The 17,518-nt window shown below is 59.5% G+C and carries 13 protein-coding genes and 1 tRNA gene; 3 read left to right on the top strand and 11 right to left on the bottom strand.

Features of this window, described 5'->3' with window-relative positions:
- Nucleotides 1-51: 51 nt before the first annotated feature.
- Entirely contained in the window at nt 52-1,239 is a 1,188-nt protein-coding gene (gene dxr, locus PMI07_RS17715; RefSeq protein WP_024163891.1) for a 1-deoxy-D-xylulose-5-phosphate reductoisomerase, read from the bottom strand.
- Between the two features lie 133 nt (nt 1,240-1,372).
- Here dxr and PMI07_RS17720 point away from each other — a divergent pair, with 133 nt between their 5' ends.
- On the top strand, nt 1,373-2,602 hold the full coding sequence (locus tag PMI07_RS17720) for an FAD-dependent oxidoreductase (RefSeq protein WP_245277187.1): 1,230 nt from the start codon (nt 1,373-1,375) through the stop codon (nt 2,600-2,602).
- A 42-nt stretch (nt 2,603-2,644) separates the two neighbouring features.
- Complete coding sequence (locus tag PMI07_RS17725) at nt 2,645-3,169, top strand: DUF2937 family protein (protein WP_007759716.1); 525 nt, start codon at nt 2,645-2,647, stop codon at nt 3,167-3,169.
- Nucleotides 3,170-3,345: 176 nt separating this feature from the next.
- Here the strand turns inward: PMI07_RS17725 and PMI07_RS17730 are convergent, their stop codons facing one another.
- The 10 genes from PMI07_RS17730 to PMI07_RS17775 all read right to left on the bottom strand — a co-directional run bounded on the left by PMI07_RS17730 (nt 3,346) and on the right by PMI07_RS17775 (nt 14,590).
- On the bottom strand, nt 3,346-5,190 hold the full coding sequence (locus tag PMI07_RS17730; protein WP_007759715.1) for a TniQ family protein: 1,845 nt from the start codon (nt 5,188-5,190) through the stop codon (nt 3,346-3,348).
- Between the two features lie 29 nt (nt 5,191-5,219).
- Nucleotides 5,220-6,185: an ATP-binding protein gene (locus PMI07_RS17735; RefSeq protein ID WP_007759714.1), complete on the bottom strand. Its 966-nt coding sequence runs from the start codon at nt 6,183-6,185 to the stop codon at nt 5,220-5,222.
- Nucleotide 6,186: 1 nt separating this feature from the next.
- On the bottom strand, nt 6,187-8,370 hold the full coding sequence (locus PMI07_RS17740) for a Mu transposase C-terminal domain-containing protein (protein WP_007759713.1): 2,184 nt from the start codon (nt 8,368-8,370) through the stop codon (nt 6,187-6,189).
- Nucleotides 8,371-8,419: 49 nt separating this feature from the next.
- The gene (locus PMI07_RS17745; RefSeq protein WP_245277188.1) at nt 8,420-8,965 is read right to left on the bottom strand and encodes a Tn7 transposase TnsA N-terminal domain-containing protein; all 546 of its coding nucleotides are present in this window, start codon (nt 8,963-8,965) and stop codon (nt 8,420-8,422) included.
- Nucleotides 8,966-9,086: 121 nt separating this feature from the next.
- Entirely contained in the window at nt 9,087-9,278 is a 192-nt protein-coding gene (locus PMI07_RS17750; protein WP_007759710.1) for a hypothetical protein, read from the bottom strand.
- A 325-nt stretch (nt 9,279-9,603) separates the two neighbouring features.
- Nucleotides 9,604-11,520: an AAA family ATPase gene (locus PMI07_RS17755; protein ID WP_024163893.1), complete on the bottom strand. Its 1,917-nt coding sequence runs from the start codon at nt 11,518-11,520 to the stop codon at nt 9,604-9,606.
- A 45-nt stretch (nt 11,521-11,565) separates the two neighbouring features.
- On the bottom strand, nt 11,566-12,183 hold the full coding sequence (locus PMI07_RS17760; protein WP_007753797.1) for a hypothetical protein: 618 nt from the start codon (nt 12,181-12,183) through the stop codon (nt 11,566-11,568).
- Nucleotides 12,184-12,407: 224 nt separating this feature from the next.
- Nucleotides 12,408-12,872, bottom strand: a complete 465-nt coding sequence (locus PMI07_RS17765; RefSeq protein WP_007753794.1) for a hypothetical protein — start codon at nt 12,870-12,872, stop codon at nt 12,408-12,410.
- A 196-nt stretch (nt 12,873-13,068) separates the two neighbouring features.
- Nucleotides 13,069-13,902, bottom strand: a complete 834-nt coding sequence (locus PMI07_RS17770; RefSeq protein WP_007753793.1) for a DUF3800 domain-containing protein — start codon at nt 13,900-13,902, stop codon at nt 13,069-13,071.
- Nucleotides 13,903-14,500: 598 nt separating this feature from the next.
- Nucleotides 14,501-14,590: transfer RNA gene (locus tag PMI07_RS17775), tRNA-Ile, on the bottom strand.
- Between the two features lie 193 nt (nt 14,591-14,783).
- On the opposite strand from PMI07_RS17775, the gene PMI07_RS17780 reads away from it, so the two are divergent.
- The gene (locus PMI07_RS17780; RefSeq protein ID WP_007753792.1) at nt 14,784-17,477 is read left to right on the top strand and encodes an AAA family ATPase; all 2,694 of its coding nucleotides are present in this window, start codon (nt 14,784-14,786) and stop codon (nt 17,475-17,477) included.
- Nucleotides 17,478-17,518: the final 41 nt, after the last annotated feature.

The raw sequence follows: 17,518 nt of genomic DNA on the forward strand, positions 1-17,518 counted from the left end.
GTTGGGAGTTGCCGCCTCGGCAGCTAACCGGCGCTTTTGATCGGCTACGCTCTAAGCAGCCAATTCCCTCTGCGCGATGATCTCTCCAGCGCGGCGACGGGCTTCGGCATCTGCCGCAAACACTTCGTCCATCGTCTTCGCGGCGCCATAGCCCATCATGTCGTCCATCACCTGCTCGGCGACATCCGCCATGTTGAGAAAACCAATGCGCCCGGCGCAGAAGGCGTGGAAGGAAATCTCCTCTGCAGCGTTCATCACGGCGCCCTGCATGCCGCCGCGTTCGAGCGCGGTTCGTGCCAGCCTCAGTGCCGGGAAACGCATCTCGTCCGGCGCCTCGAAATCGAGCCTTGCGAGCTTGGCGAAATCCAGCCGTTCGACATCGAGCTTCGTGCGGTTCGGGTAGGTCAGCGCATAACCGATCGCAGTGCGCATGTCCGGACAGCCGAGCTGGGCCAGCACCGAGCCGTCGGCATAACCGACCATGGAATGGATGACTGATTGCGGATGGACGATGACCTCGATCTGGTCCGGCCGCAGATCGAAGAGATGTTTCGCCTCGATCATCTCCAGCGCCTTGTTGAACATCGAGGCGCTGCCGATCGAGATTTTCAGGCCCATCGACCAGTTGGGGTGGGCGCGGGCGATATCCGCGGTGACGCCCGCCATCTGCTCGCGGGTCCAGGTGCGGAAGGGTCCGCCGGAGGCGGTGAGGACGATGCGTTCGACCGCGTGGTGCTGGTCGTCTTCGAGTGACTGGAAGATGGCGCTGTGTTCGCTGTCGACCGGGATCAGCCGTCCGCCGCCTTCTGCGACCGCCTTGACGAACAGTTCGCCGGCCGAAACCAGGCATTCCTTGTTGGCGAGCGCGATATCGGCGCCGCGTTCTGCGGCGGCCAGCGTCGGCGCAAGGCCGGCGGTGCCGACGATCGCCGCCATCACCCAGTCGGAGGGGCGAGCGCCCGCCTCGATCAGCGCCTCGCGGCCGGCGGCGACCTCTATGCCGCTTCCAGCGAGCGCATCCTTCAGCGTTGCATACTGACGGTCGTCGGCCGTCACGGCCAGTCTGGCACCGCATGCCTTAGCCTGGTTTGCAAGGAGGGCGATATTGCTGTTGCCGGTGATTGCCACGACCTCGAAGGTCTCGCGGCCACCTAGCTGGTTCACCACATCCAACGTATTGACGCCGATCGAGCCGGTGGAACCGAGGATGCTGATACGGCGCTTGCCGGTGTCGGCCATGCTGTCTTCCATTTCCTAAAGCTGTCTTCGGTCTACAAGCGAAAGCCACGGCTCACAAGAGCGGGCTTGAATTCGGCCCGCCTGCGACCAAGTGCAGCTTGCACAACGGATGCTCTTGGCGCGAAGTGGGATGATGAGCGAACACCGTGAAATCCAGACGACTTGCGTGATCGCCGGCGCCGGTCCGGCAGGCCTGATGCTCGGCCTCCTGCTGGCGCGCGCCGGCGTCGATGTCGTGGTCGTCGAGAAGCACGCGGATTTCCTGCGCGATTTTCGCGGCGATACGATCCATCCCTCGACGCTGGAGGTGATGCACGAGCTCGGCCTGATCGACGAATTTTTAAACCTGCCGCACACGCGGGCGCCAAAATTGTCCGCTGAGATGGGCGGGAAGACGGTGACGATCGCGGATTTTTCGAGGCTGCCGGTCAGGAACCGCTTCATCGCCTTCATGCCGCAATGGGATTTTCTGAGTTTTCTTGCCGAAAAAGCGCGGAGCTATTCGAATTTCCGGCTGATCATGCAGGCTAGGGTGACGGACGTCTTGGAGGACCGGGGGGCGATCTCCGGCCTCGTCCTCAAGACGCCCGAAGGAGAGCTCACCATCCGCTCGACGCTTGTCGTCGGTGCCGATGGCCGCAACTCGGTCGTGCGGGAAAAGGCCGGCCTCGATGTGGAGAGTTTCGGTATCCCGAGCGAAGTCGTCTGGATGAAGCTGTCGAAGCAGAAGGGTGATCCGAGCGAGGTGATGGGCCATGCCGGCCCTCGCCAGGGTTTCGTGCTGATCGACCGCGGCGACTATTGGCAATGCGGTTATGTGATCCGCCGCACCACGTTTGCGGACATCCGCGAGAAGGGCATCGAGGCCTTCCGGCGGATGGTCGTCGATGTCTCGCCGCTGCCGGCCAAGCGGATGCAGGAAATCCGCAGCTTTGAGGATACCAGCCTGCTGACGGTGCGCATCGACCGGCTGAAGCAATGGTGGCGGACCGGACTGATCTGCATCGGTGACGCGGCGCATGCCATGTCGCCGATCGGCGGCGTCGGCGTCAACCTGGCGATCCAGGATGCGGTAGCGGCCGCCAATATCCTGGCCGCGCCGCTCCGCGAAAAGCGCCTCGCCGATGCCGACCTCGCCGCCGTCGAGAAGCGGCGCAGGTTCCCGACCAGGGCGACGCAGAAGCTGCAGTTGATGATGAGGAGCAGCCGGCGAACGGATCAGGCGGACGATCGCAAAAGCAAGGGTCCGCCTGCCTTCATCCGGGGCATCGCCCGCTTTCCGCTGCTCGCCCATCTCGCCGGTCGGCTGATCGGACTCGGCTTCCGCATGGAGCATGTGCGTGTGAAACAAGGCAACCTTTGAGGCTCCCACGTCGTTGATCGGCAAAACAACCGAGGTTTTGCCATGCTCATGCTCGGAAGAATGCTGACGATGGCGATGGCGCTGCTTGGCGGGATCTTCTTCTCGCAGGCGCCGGAATTCGCGCAGCAATACCGCCAGCGGATCGGCGGCGCGCTCGATGAGCTGAAGATCCTGATCTCGGAATTCGACGCCCAGGCCAATCACAACGGCCTCGACCGCCAGGAGGCACTCAACATCTATTCCGCCTCGCCGCAGACCTTCCTGCGCAATCAGGGCGAAGCGATGCGGCGCACTTTTTCGCGTTATGAGATGCTCGCCGAGCAGCAGAAGGAGCTGACGCTGGCGCCGCCGTTCACCAAGCCTTTCGTGGTGATGCGCAATCCTGATTCGACGACATTCGCGAATGCCTGGCGCGATTACGTGCCGGGCGTGCCGGTCGATTTTGCAGGCCTCACCTGGGCGGCAGGCGGGCTCTTCTGCGGCTGGCTGATCGCAGCGCTGCTGGGAGCCGCCCGTCGCGGCGTCGTTCGCACCGTAAGGAGGCCGAAACGTGGAGCGGTTAGGTAGGTTTGTCCCAGAGGAACCAGATGGCCATTGATTATATTGCATTATTTTTGGAAGTTCAGTTTGGCTTGTCCCTGAAGCTTTAGTAGCTCTGTCCCAGATGTGTCCCTAGAATCAAGGCAACAAAAAAAGGCCCCGAAAACGGAGCCTTTGAAAACGTCGAATGAATGATGGCGGTGTTATGCCGATGCGCGTTCGAACGTGAACTTATCCAGATCGTTCCGCCAATAGTATCTTCCTGGTCGGGACCCAGGGTCGAAGCTCGGCTCAATGCCGAGCAACTCCATGCGTCGAACAATTACGTCAGCGCGTGTGCCATACACCGAGGCGATTTCGGCAACTGAAATGTGACGGCGCTGAAAATCCTCGAGAGCCTTCGGCTCGATGAACGGTTGCATGCGGCGTGAAGAACGATTGAGTCTCGTAACCGACGAAAGGACTCCACTGGCGACAAGAGGGTAGGTTTTGTATTTCGCGGTATTCAATAAGTCGGCAGCCTCCGCAATCGACAGCAGATTGGTTCCGATCTCCAGTCTAACTGCAAGACGCCTCTTCCCTTGGGCTTCTTTCAAATTGACGAAGAGATTAGCGAACGTGACACCGTTGCCGGATCGGGCAATACCATGAAGTTGGCCGTCCAAAATCATCCCGACCACTTCATTTACCTGGCAGTTGCACCTGTGGGCCACCTTTACAATCGGCAGGTAGCCATCGAGATCGATCTCGGTCTTCGCTCGCTCAAACAAGCGGCGCTGAAAACCAATCAGGTCCTGCCTCCAGATGCGGGTGTAGATGCGCAGGTCGCCGCGATCTGCCTCGACGCGGGGTAGAAAGCCGGCATCGATAATCTCGTGCAACCGTGCTCCCTTCAAACCCAGAATAGCCGCCGCCTCGGTCAGGGATAGAGCATCCTGCGCCGCTTCCAGAATGGGCTTCGCCAGTTCCGCGTCGAAGGAGACCTTTGTAGTTGTTGCCTCCTCTGATTTCAGAAGGCCGGCTTTCGTCAAAAGCCCGACGATGCGTTGCTCCCTCAAGCCGTACTCGACACTCGCCGAGCGTACGGTGTGACGGTAACGCCTGCGCGTAGGCAGAATGCAAATCTGGCCTTCACCCAGCGGCATGTTTCTTTCCGCGAGGTCTTGAAAGAGCTCGACGAGAGATGCGTAGGCCGGAACATCGTTATTGCGCCGAAGCCAGCGCGTGATGGGGTCCATCGGGGAAGCACCGTCTTCCACGGAGAAGCTTTTACCGAGTACAAGCTCAGAAACCAGTTCCGAGATGTGGGCTTCGCCCAGCTTCACGGCGTTGAAACCGTACTCCGCATCGTCAAGGGTCTCGAACGATCCGTCGTCGCTGACCGCGGCACCGCGATATCGACGCAGAAAACGGCCGAAATACTTGCAAAGCCCTGCAACGACGTATGCCTCAAGGTTGTCGAGGAAAGGGTTGGCGATTTCACCTCGAATGCGTCCGATCAGGTATCTGTCAAGCTCCTGCGACGGTCGGCTTTCCACCTCCCTATGATCGTTGGCAAACAGATGTTCGTTGGACCAAACAAAGAGAGCGAAGTCATCCTTGTTGTTGTCGCAAGCGACTTCGGTAATCCGCGAACCGTGGGGCGGGCATGTCCCGATAGCTTTCGTTTCCCACCATGCCCGCACGTACGGGCGTGAGACCTTGCGACCTTCTTCAATCCGAAGGTCCTGCTGAACGCATTGGACACAAAAGCGGTGTGCGTTACCGCGGCGATGGTCGCGGCCGAATACCGCGTCACCCAACCTGAAATGCAGCTTTTCGTCGGCGCGTTGCACGGCGAAGCGACCGAGCCTGTTGCGCTTCTCCCCAGTCCAGGCCTCCAGCAGTGCCATCGAACCTGAATCACCGCGCATGATCGAGAGTGCGTTTGTTTCGGTGCAACCGAGGAAGGCTTCTAGTGAAGGATACCCGTTCGCAGCGGCGAGGCGAGATACGAAACCAAGCGGCGTTTCATTGTCGTGGAGCGGGATCGAGACAGGCAGCTTCATCGGGACTTCCTTTGCGACGGAGGTTCTGTTCAGGCGAGGTCTGCAAGCGCGTGACCCGGCACGAGGTCGCGCCAGCGGGAGGCGGTGAATACGTTGTCACGGGGCATGCATCCCGTATCGCGCTCGTAGTTGCGTGCGAACTCCTTGATCGTGACCGATTTCCGGCCCCGCTCGAGCGCGCGGAAGCATGCCTCCTGCACCATTGCGATCATCGATCCGAACGCTCCGTTGCCAGCGAGGCAAAGCTTCTCCGGAAAATCGTCGTCAAGAAGCTCGGCGGACAAGGACAGCCCGCATCCCTCGTTTCCTACCTTCTGAAGGATGCTCGCGATCCACTGCGCGTCTGCGGGACAGCTGAGTGCGTCGTACCGCAGGACGCGGGAACGGTTGGCAAGTTGGAGATCGCCCTTGAGCAGTTCCGCCAGCTCGGAGACCCCCGAATAGATCGTATGCAGCGGCCAGTCTGTAGTCTGGATCAGACTCTTGAGCGTGTCCTGCACGTGCCGGATCGCCGCCGGAGTGTTATGACGCATGACGTGTTGCATCTCGTCTACGTGGAGGTACTTCACGCCACGCTCGCGAAGCTGCGACTTGAGGACCGCGAAGAGGGCGTGTTCCGTCATACGCTCCCTGGTGGGAAGGCCCATCGCAGTGATGATCGTGATCGCCAGGGCCTTCGTATTGCAAGGACGCGGCGCGTCAATGCTGAGCACTGGCGAGACGGTTTCGCTGTGCTCGTTCCTGTACGGACGGAATTCGGGCATCGTGGCGAAATGGTGCTGTAGCGAGCGGGTCTTGCCGCTGCCCGAATCCCCGATGACGAAAAGTGCACGCCGTTTCGAACCGGCACCCTGTTCCCAGTCCGTCACGTTGACGGCCATTTCCCGGAGATAGGACGCGAGCTTTCCATCGCGGCCCGTCGTGAAATAACCGGCACGGACACTGGCCTTGAGAGCTGCGAAATCCGAAGCTTCCATGTACTTGGTGTCGGTCATGTCAGTCGTCCTCGTTGTAGTCGAGAGTGGAAACGATCGGGATCGGCCGCGATGGTGTCGTTTCCTCGGACTGGGCGGGGTCTGCGGCTGGGGTGGATTTCAGGTGGTTGATGGGCAACGCCCGCCTCGGGGGACCGCGGAGAGGATCGGCGGGCGGCGACATCTCCGAGACAAGTTCTGGCAGAGGACCCGCAAGTCGCGTGCCGGCTTTCCACCCGCGCATGACTTCGCGCTCCATGCGTTCATGCTCCTCTGCATCGGGAATGGCGGGGCTCAAGTGGGCGCGGACGGTCGCGGACTCTCCCGCGCGCCGAAGCCTGTTGACGGCCTCGTACATTGCCGCCATGCCGTCCTCGGCCTCAGTGGCGTTGTGTGCCAGTTCCTCCTTGCGGGCCGCGATCCATTCCGCAAGCGTAATGTCGTCATTGATGCCGACGGTGTTCTCCACGGTGAACCAGCCCTCTTCGCCTTTTACGGCGATCCAGCGGACATTCTCAGGATCGCTCTTGATCTCGAACTCCTTCTTGCCGTGGTGCATCCGCTGGACGTTGAGTTCGTCGCTCCCGTAGGTGATGCCCTTGTAGGTGATGCCGTCGTCGGAGATGGGCCGCTTCGAAGGCACGCCGAAGATGTGGAGCATCTCCTCGTCCGACGGCACTGGCCGCACGCGATACTCCTGCGTGGCCCGGACCCACGCATTGTGCGGGGAGTTTCCGCCGAGCGACGCGTGGGGCTTGTTGTGGTAGATGTCGCAGATCGCGTAGGTGAACATCCGGACGAACTCGTCCGTGGTCAGGGAGGCGAACTCCTCCGGATCGTAGTCACCCTTCTCGGCAACCGAGCCAAAGGTGCGCCCGTCGAAGAACTGTGCGATCATCGGGCCGACGGAATGGAAAAGGCTCTCGATGAACGGGCGGCGTGCGGGGTCCCCGGCAGGTGGGCATGTCGGGCTGACGAGTGCGCCTTTGAAGACGGCACGGGTGCGCTCGGCGATGAACGCCGATCCGTTGTCCGAATAGACCTCCTTCGGTCTCAGCATGCCGATCCACGGCGTCTTTGCCCCCACCGACTGCGACAGCAATCGCTTGTCCGTCATGATCATTCGAAGCGCGGCGATGGCGGCGTTCGCCGTCGGATTGAATGTCGCCCTGAGCGCGAGAACATATCTAGTCGCCACGTCGATCGCAGCCACGAACCAGATGCGCACCTTAGGGATTCTCGCGCGCACCCACTCGGGAAGCCCCTCGTACAGGCCCGTTTCGACCAGTATCGTCATGAGGTCCATATTGACCTCGTCGATCTCCACACGCTGCCCGGGGGCGAGGATGTCGTAAGTCCGCAGGTTCCGGGCGTACTTGTCGATAGCCCATTTCTCGCCGTGGCGGCTCGCGTCCTTCTCGAACTCGTCGAACCGGTTGATCATGGATTCGAACTTGGTTCTCGAGACCAGGTGCAGTTTCTTCGTCCGCTTCTCGTTGACCTCGAAAAGCTCGGCCCGATACAGCAGGTAGCAATGGGCCTTGGTGGGCTTTTTCCGCGACAGGTACCGACGCGCGCCCCGGTATGCGACCGCCATGCTCTCGGGGCAGCTCATGAACAGACGCTTGCCGGGGCCGTGATGACGATGCGCCAGCGCGAGCGTCTTGCGTCCACATCCCATGTAATCGGCATAGTCGCGGTTGAACTGGCGCACCGACGGCGCGCCGAACGACATGGCCCCGCGATCACCCCGCTTGCGACGCTCGCCCTGCGTGCCTCTGTTGATATCCTCGGCCCATGTGTCGAGAAGAGGCTGGAGCTTCTTTTCCGAGCGCGGAAGCGCTTTCCCAACCTTCATACACTCGTCCTCGTAACGAAGGATGAGCTTCTCGCGAAAGCTCGGGAGGACGCGCTTTTCGGGATCAAGGCCTTCGAAAGTCTCGTCGCCCCAGATGAGGCGGAGCTTCTGTTCGGGAACGCTGTTGTACCCGTAGCGGATAGCCGCCCGCTTCTCCGTCAGCTTGCGGTGGATTTCCGCATGGCCCATGAAGACCTCGCGCCCGTCGTCTTCGTGGCGCATCACGTAGCCGTCGCCGTCGGCTCGCAGGGGAACGTAGTCTTGGCCGCCGCTCGTGAAGCGGTCGGTATCGTCCATCTCGACGATCGAGTAGTGGAATACGCGTGCGGGCAGGGCGTAGTTCGGCATCGAGGCTCTTGGCTCCGTTGGAAACGATAAGGGGCGCGGGAGTGGACAGTCAGGACGGCACGGTCAGCCAGGTCAGGTCCGAAATGCGCCCCGGGGAGAGCGGGACCAGATGGCCGTGATCGATGAGCTGCCACACGGCATCGCGCCGCGCTCCGATGTGGGGACAGCCTCGAAGCAACTCTCCGAACCTGAAGCGGCCGACGAGACGCTTGGCGATCCAGAGGGTGGTTTCATACTCGGCCTCGTCGAAATGCTCCCGGGCGCGCAGGATGTCGTGGGCGTTATAGAAGGCCTCGTAGGTCGCATCCTCCTCCGTCATGAGGCGCATGTCGTCCGCGACGTGGGAGAAGTCATGACTTGCGATCCGGTCGAACATGTCGAGGATTTGCGCCTGCTTGCGGGCGTGTTTCACCGCGATGGCGACACGGTAGCCGTCGTCGAACACCACGTAGAAATCGAAGGTGTGGTCGTGGAGCACGCCATCGTCGTCAGCGAACGGCAAGACGGGGAACTGGGAATGGAGTTCCCGCACGTCGGCACGCGCCTGGATGATCGTCGACACACGATGTTCAAGCTCGCTTTCGTGGAAAACCACGGTGCCGTTGAAGATCGTGAAGCCGCGCGCGGTCTTGGCCTGACGAAGCGCCGGACGACGCGTGGCGTGTCCTTCGGTCGGCTCGTTCCAGAAAAGCGGGATGTCGCGGCTCTGACTGGTGTCAGCGCCGCCGCGATATTTTACAGCCCCCTGCCTCGGTACGGCCGTGCTTTACCTTCAGCTGGAGAACGGGAGTCTCGTACTGGCGCGAGGTCGCGGCCGTCGACACAGGCGCGCGGCGGCCGTCGACAATGAAGCCGAATCCGGCCTTCTTGAGGGCGATGTTACGGGCGACCGTATGGGCGATGTTCATGCTCGGCTCCTTCCACCTTGTCATCATGCGACATGCAAGATCGGCTGGAGGAGATGCCTTTTCAGAAGAGGGCTAGCCTCGTTCGGAGAAGTCAAAACCTCCTATTCGTAGTATGAGCATTCTGCTTCTCCGTTTCTGTGCCGCCTGGGTCCGAGGCGGTGTGGCCGTATCGCCAGTGCACTGTTCTGGTGCACATCGGCGCGGACCGGCTGTCTACGCGTCGAAAATTAACAAGCCCTTAAAGCGGACCCTTCGCACGCGTGCTTTATTAACTTCTTCGGTGCCGATCCCTGCAAGGGCTGAGATCGGCACCTCCCGCTAGCCGTCATGGGGCGACGGATGCGGTATCTTCGGATGCGTCGGATAGCATTTCCCTGACTTCATCGCCCGTAGCTCGTCCTCTGGTCACAAGGATTTCCACGAGGCCATCGAGGTCGGTACGCCTTCCATCGAGCATCCCGACCGCACGGTCGAACTGCGCTTTCAAGCGCACCTCAACTAGGCGGCGGAGTTCAGGATCACGCTCACGGAGGTATTCAAGTGGACGGCTTCCATTGCCGAACTCGACGGAAAGAGCTTCTCCAAGCCCGAGGCAGCGCTCCATGCGCGTGGCGACATCGCTTGCGACACCGAGATCGGACAAGGGATCGCCACCGGCACCGTCTGAACGGTCGCCGAAGACGAGTTCCTCCGCCGCGATCCCGCCGAGCATCATGGCGATCCTGTTGTCGTAATATGCAGGCGTGTTGACTGTCTCGGTCGCATGCTGGAATACCGCTGCGCCCACGACACGGCTGACCGAGTTCGCGGGAACGTCCCGTTCGACGTATACGTGAAGGAGACTATCCGGGAACAGCAAGGTCCCGACAACGGCGTGTCCTGCTTCGTGGACGGCTACGCGCCGCAGTTCGTCATCGCTCAGAAACCGGCGTGCCGGCAGGGCCTCCATGACAAGCGCCTCGCTGACGGGAACACATCGGCGCCTTGCCAGCCTGCGCACGTCGCGGGCCAGCTTCTCGATGTCCGCGCCGCTCCAGCCACGCGTAGCCCTGGCGAAGCGGGCCAGGGCTCCATCGACGACATGTCCCGAGAGATGCTGGCGCAGGATACCCACCCGCGAAACCGAGTCCGGCAGGGGGATGTCAATCCGGATTTCGAGCCTACCCGGTCTCATGAGGGCCGGATCGATCCCGGAGGCGTCGTTCGTGGCCCCGATCACGACGACTCCCTCGCGCCCTTCGGACGGATCGAGGCATTCGAGAAGGGCGTTGACCGCCTGGCGCTTGTAGTCTTGGTTGTCGCTGTTCACCGCCACTTCACGGCTGCCGAACGAATCGAACTCGTCGAGGAACAGGATCGACGGTGCCTTGGTCTGTGCCTGCTTGAAGCTGGCACGCATCGCCTTTAGGTAGTCCCCGAGATGACCGGCGGCCTGCCAGCGCCCCGCCGAGGCCACGACGAGTTCAACACCGCAGGAGGCTGCCAACGCCTTGGCGTAGGTGGTCTTCCCGCATCCCGGCGGCCCGCAGAGGAGCGCACCTCTGTCCACGTCCTCCCACGCGATCTCTCCGCGCTTCCAGCTTGCGATGTCCTCGGCCAGCCGCAGGCCCCAGTCCCTGGCCTCGCCGTAGCCGTGGGTTTCCTCAAGACGCAGGGCGGACGGCTTGTCCACTGGCGCAGGCGGCTCGACGCGCTTCTCCGCCATGCGCCGCAACTGTCGGACCGAATTGAGAAGCGGCCGTGTCGGCCTGATCACGGCCGCGATGATGTCGAAGGACTGGGTCGAGAGAAACTCGGCGAACTCGTGCGTCATGCCTGGCACCTTCGCCGTCCTTGAGGCTGCCATAAGATGCTGCAGGGTCGGCCTGACGACATTCCTGACCAGGTCGGCGCCTGCCAGGAACTCGGGCGGGAGCCTGTCGGCCTTTTCGGTGACGACGACCACCTGACGACCATGCCTCAGGCGGTCGCACAGGGTGCGCGGTTCGATCGTCTGGTCGGAGAGGGTCATGACGACGGCGGTCTCGTTGCAATCCTCGTCGATAGGGACGGGATCACGGATGAGGCTTGATACCGCGCGGCTGTAGTAGTCCGCTGTGCCTTCGGGGACGAGCAGCACCGCCACGTAGCAGATGTCGGGACGACGAAGGAAAGGCCGCAGGGCGTTGCGGACACCGCAGCGAGCGACCGCGACGGCAAGGCTGGGCGGGGAGTTTCGCGGACTGGCTGACCTGTAGGACATGAAAACGCTCTCTTATGGCTTGGGAACAAGGAAACGCGGGGTCGGTTACCGCGATATCCTGCGCACAGCCGTCTCGGGACCGAGCGGCGCATCGTCGAGATCGACCTCGACGTAGCCATGGAGGATGAGGGCCGCGATCCCTGGGACGGGCTTCGTTTCCTGGAAGGCCTTGAGGCACTCCGCGAGCGGCAGCGAGCCGTGTTCGTCGAGAGCGGCCAGCAACCTCAGCCGATCGCCGAGAGGAATGACGTGGCCCGCATAGCGCAGGAGGTCCCTTGCGTTCAGCAGCCTGAAGCCATCGTAAAGCTCGCCGCGCGACAGCAGCCGATATCCCGCGTCAAGGCGAGCGGCTCCGGCCTCCATAAGGGCGGCATCGACCGACCTTGCCCTGTCGGGAGCGTCGATGAACATGGTTCCTCCGTCCTCCTCGAACACCTGGAAGTCGGGAAGATGGACGGCTCCGCCGAGGTCGAATGTCTGCGGCATGCACCGCCACGCCGTCACCGACGGATTGACATCGAGAATACAGCCGACATCACGGGCCGACTGGGAACGGAACAGCTTCACGCCGTCACACTTGACCGTTCCGGTTGGCGGATAGGTTCTGATTGATACGGAGTTTCTGGCGGCGCGCGGCGTGGCGGCCTGCTTGGCAATTCCCATGACATCCTCGGACAAAAGGGGTGGTCGTTGCCGCGATCATCGCGGCAACGAGGGGCAACCTATTCGTATGAGGTGGGTCGGGTTGTTTTGCATGTTGAGAACAAATAGCGAACAATTTTCGAGAGTCAACCGGGCACTGTGAATTTTTCCTACGGCAACCTATCCGGGATTATCGTTTTCTCTAGCAGTGTGTCACCGTTTTCCAGCTTGGTAGGCACCGCTAGTCAGCGAATTCGTGACAGTCGATGATTTTCCGCAACCATTGTGTCCGCCTGCCTGATCTGTCTTTTCGTCAAGCTGCGCTGCCCCACCCAGCTCGGAGCCAGGAAGCGTAAAGCAACCTCTTCTGGCCCATTAAAGACGATTTCGCCTTTCAGGTTGTCTAGGTCGAATTCTAAAAACAGGAGATGTTGAGCTCGGGTATCAACCATTCGGAAGGCAGGGCCTCGATTGGTGCCCGTGGCTTTCACCTGGACGGTTCGTCCATCCGGAGCATGGCCATCGATCCCTGTTCCGTTTCGTGGTGAGAGTTGTAGTCCGAACAGTTCAGCCGCCACGGCCTCGCCGATGTCGCCGATCAGATTTCCATCTAATGTGAAATCCAGCGATGCGGAAAGATAGTGGTGTCTGAGGCGGTTGCGGGCCAGCACCAGGTCTGTGATGACGGGCGGCAGGTCAAATACTCTCATGCTTTCTATCCCGTTCGACCGCTGTCCAACTCTGCCTGTTTCATGCGTCGATATGCGGTCCCAAGCTCGGGAGGTGGATTTTCTCGCAGTCGGGTAGCCTCATCGATAAGGCGTTGCAGGTCGGAAGGAGCCTTAATCAAGTCGCGTTCAAGCTCCGCGCGCTGTTTCGCGATGCCATTTTTGACCTCGCGAATCGTCATCTGAACAGGAGCCCCCCGGGGCGGCCACCAAGAGCATCAGCCACGACGAGTCCTCCGCGATGGCGGCCACTGGCCTCCGTGTATCGATGCTGAAGGCGCATCACCTCGACACCGAACTTTTCCTTTATGTCTTGGTAGCGCGGCCTGATATGAACGCTTTGAACATATCCCGAGCAGTATGTGTGAAGCGCCATGGGCATCAATATCGCAGAGCACAAAGTGTCACACACTTGTAGCCCAGCATGGTTTTCACTATGCGAGAAAGCGGGCAATTCGATTATGCGATCGTACGCATCTCCTGTTCCCTTGAATTTCTGCGTAAATATTGAATGTGCGACTTGCGTGTTTAGATGCTTCAACCTGCTGTCCAGCACCACAAATCCTGTGTCATTGGTCGACGTCAGATAGCTCTGGAAATCGCTGTAAATAGACTGGATCGATGACGTGTAGATCGGAACGCCTTTGATAGGTGCACCGATTCCCTTGATCCATACACGTCCGGTAATGCGTATGTCGCAAGATTGCATAAGTTCGAGTATTTCTTGTAGATAGCCCAAGCCGTGTCGGCGCTCGTTGCGATTGCCGCTACATATTGCCTTCCTGAGTTCAGCGCCCTTGACCTCATGCAGAACCCAAGCCATGTGCTTGGTTGTTATTGGAAGCGCCTTCGGAAAGAAGCGTTGCTTCAATGCAATCACTCGGTCGGTGATCTCATGCAACTTGCTGTAGTCGACAATAATACCGGCGAAGATAAGTGCGGGCTGGATGTCGGAGGTGGCCGAGGGAAGGTGACCCGTACAGCCTGCCTCGTCGACGTAACAGATTTTCATGGAACCCCTTCCCTGCCGAGGGGTTTAAAGCATGGGTTGACGCATGCGCGCAAGATCGATACATTCAGCCCGTAGCAAAAAGCTAATCGTCGAACCGTGCAAGCGGGCGGCAGGTCCTATAGCCACCCACAAGGTGGCTATAGTTGTTTTTGGTCCATGCCATCTTGACGGAGTCGTCGTGGGGCTCTAAGTTTGAATTGCTTGATAAGGAGAAAGCGACCCGCGCAAGCGGTCTCCTGACAAGCGCTGACGTAAGTTGGCCTCAGCTTTTGCTGGGTGGCGGTAGAGATACCTTTTCGAGAAAAAGCCGCTTAACGCGGCTTTTTCTTTTTGCGTGCACTGCTAGCTGCCGCGCAGTTCGGTCGCGTTTTCCATTAATGTCAATGTTTGCACTGGTTTGCGAGGCGCGAGGGTTTGAGCGCATATTGTTCCTGAAATATCGTCGGCCCGCAACACCACGGTAAAGTGATGAGGCTTCAAGTTATGACACAATGAAACAGCCGATCGGATACGAGGTAAGCCAATTGAACTATCAGGCGGGCAGGTTTCCCTGGTCGCTCCCGCCTGAATACCACTTCTAGCGCGCATGCGCTTCAGGTGGCGGTAGAGGAGGGATTCGAACCCTCGGAAGAAGCGACTCCCCGTCGAAGTATCAGTTCGATGCCTTCAACCACTCAGCCACTCTACCTTGGGTGGTCACTTGCCAGTTTTAGATGGACTGCGCAAGAGTTCCTTTCAAAGAAACGGCGAAGGTGGTTAAGGCTACGGTGCCAGAAAACAGGAGTGGCGAATAATAACATGTTCGCGACTTAGTTGAGGGATTGAAGGCACACTCTGCGAGTGTAATTTGTCCAAATCACAAACGTTGGGCAAGCGATTCTATGAGCATTACCGATGATCTGCTCGCATTTGCGAAGACGAGACCAACCTGGGAACAGGATTTGTTCCGGCGCATCTATACGCAGCCTGATCTGGTCGAAAATGACTATGTTGAGGTCTTGGCTATAATTAAGGCTGCAAATGGAATCGAACTCGCAGTTGCGCCGGGTGATCCAGTCCCGCTTACTGTCGATCACGTGTTGCATAGGGCTGACGGCGCTGATCCTGTAGTGCTCGGTTCGATTAACGACATTCGTAGCGCGATGCAGTTGGCATCCGGACAAACGCTGTCTTTCGCGGTCAATGGGTTGACGATCGTTTACGGTGAAAACGGAAGTGGCAAAAGCGGTTACTGCAAGCTTCTAAAGCAGATTTGCCGCGCTCGGCGAGAGCGCAATGACGAAGTCGTGCTCGAGAATGCCTACTCGGCGGACAGACTTTCCAAGCCATCTCTCACGGTACGCTTCAAAGTAGGGCAAGCCGAGGTCCAGGATCATCGGTGGGAAACGGGCGCTCCGCCTCCGCAAGCCTTGTCCCGGGTGAGCGTCTTCGACAGCCGCTTGGCACCTCTCTATGCCGATAAGCAAGACAAAATCGAGTTTCTGCCGGCTGGGTTGGATGTGCTGCCGCGGGTGGTCAAGGCGTGCACGGAACTAATCCGACGCTTGAACGACGAAATGGAGCCGCTGAAGACGATTGTCGGCAGCCCTCTGCCCGACATCGAGCGGGACACCCCACAAGCCGAAGCCATCGGGAAGCTCAACGAGAAGACCGCTCTGAAATCCATTCCAAGCGCGACTGCTTTTCAGAATCTCGCGCTTTGGTCGTCAGCTGACGACACGAAGATCGAGTTGGTCCAGGACGATATACGTAGCGACCGGGCAGCTCTTGCCAAAGAGAAGACTCGCGGTGTCGGCATTCTGAAAAAGCTCAAAGAGCAGCTCGTACATGCGGAAAACCTATTGTCCGCCGACGCGATCACACGGTTGAACTCTACAATAGCGAAATGCGTCGCAACCCGGCAAGCAGCGACGCTTGCCGCGAGCCTCGAATTCCGCGAAGACCCGCTTGCAACGGTAATCGGCTCTGAACCGTGGAAGCAGATGTTTGGATATGCGGTAGCGGTGTACGCTAACGCGTTTCATGGGGCGGAATTGCCATCGCATGGCGATCACGACGTTTGCCCCCTTTGCGCGCAGAAACTATCTCATGGGGCGTTCGACAGGCTCGTTAAGTTCCGAGCACTCATTGCGAACGAAGCGGCAAAGCAAGCTGAGTCAGCGCTTGCGTCTCTGACCTCCGAGGTATTGTTTCTACGACAGTTGACCCTGCCGTCGGCCGATCAAATCGTCAGTGCTTTGACTCCTTTCTTCGTGGAAGGCAGCGCAGAAGCGAGCGTCGTGAACGACCTACTCAACTGGTTGGTATCCGCTGATGAGTTTCGGTCAGCTCTTACGAAGTCTGCCGAGGCACTCCAAGACGTGACGTTCCTCGGCGTACTGGGACCGGGCAAGTCCAGCGAGGTGGAAACTTGGGCAAGCGCGCTAGCCGCCGCCGCAGCGGCTGATCAGGCTGCCGCGACTGATCCGGAACGTTTGAACCGCCTCAAGATCGAACTCCGCGATCTTCGCGGACGCAAGCAGCTCCATGACAATCTTCCAGCGGTCCTCCAACGAAGGAGCCAACTGGTGAGCTTGTTGAAGCTTTCCGGATGCATTGCTTCTCGCCATAGCGCGCCGATCTCATCCAAAAATACTGAACTGTGCGAGAAGCACCTGACCGAAGACTTCCGCAGGAGGCTACAGAAGGAAATAGGCGACTTGGGAATAGAGTATCTCCCTGTCGTTGTGACTGGACGGACCGATAAGGGGGTCAGTTATGTTGGGCCCGACCTGTCGAAGTCGATTTCAGCGAAGACCTCGAATATTTTGAGTGAAGGCGAGTTTCGTGCATTGTCGCTCGCGTGCTTCTTCGCCGAAATCGGTTCCATTGACGGCCATGACGGCGTGATCCTAGATGACCCCGTTTCCTCGCTCGACCATAAGCATGTTCGGCAGGTGGCCACCCGTATCCTTGCGGAAGCCAAGCACCGTCAGGTGATCGTATTCACCCATGAATTGAGCTTCTATTATGAACTCTGGCATCAGGCCATGGAGGCTCACGTCGATGTCTTACGACATTGGATCGTGAAAACGGAAGAACATGGCTTTGGCACTGTTCGAAACGACGATGCACCATGGCAAGTCAAGTCCACCAAGGATCGCTTGGCCGCGCTGGACATCAAGTTGACATCCATGGCCAGTAGGGCATCAAAAGACACCGAGGCTTACGAACGTGAAATCACCGATTTTTTCACTGGGCTGAGAGAGACTTGGGAGCGCTTGGTCGAGGAGATGCTTCTCAATGGTGTTGTCGGCCGCTTCCAGCCCGGAGTGATGACACAGTCTCTGAGTGGGGTTGAGGTCAGGGACAGTGACTTTACCACGATACATTTCGGAATGCGCAAGACCTCAGAGCTTTCCGGTCACGACTGGTCCAAAGGCAGGTTGCCCTATTCTCCCAGCGTCGATGATATGAAGCGCGAAGTTGAGACGGTGAGGACCTATTTCGCTGAGCTTAGAAAGAGGCGTGACGAACTGGCCTCCACCCGGCGGAAAGCCGTGTCGGCTCCGCAGAAGGCCGAGACGCTAGGTTAGTTCAGGGCGAGGCTTTAGGCACCCATCAGCGCTCATAGGTA

Source organism: Rhizobium sp. CF080, assembly GCF_000282095.2.
GTDB lineage: Bacteria > Pseudomonadota > Alphaproteobacteria > Rhizobiales > Rhizobiaceae > Neorhizobium.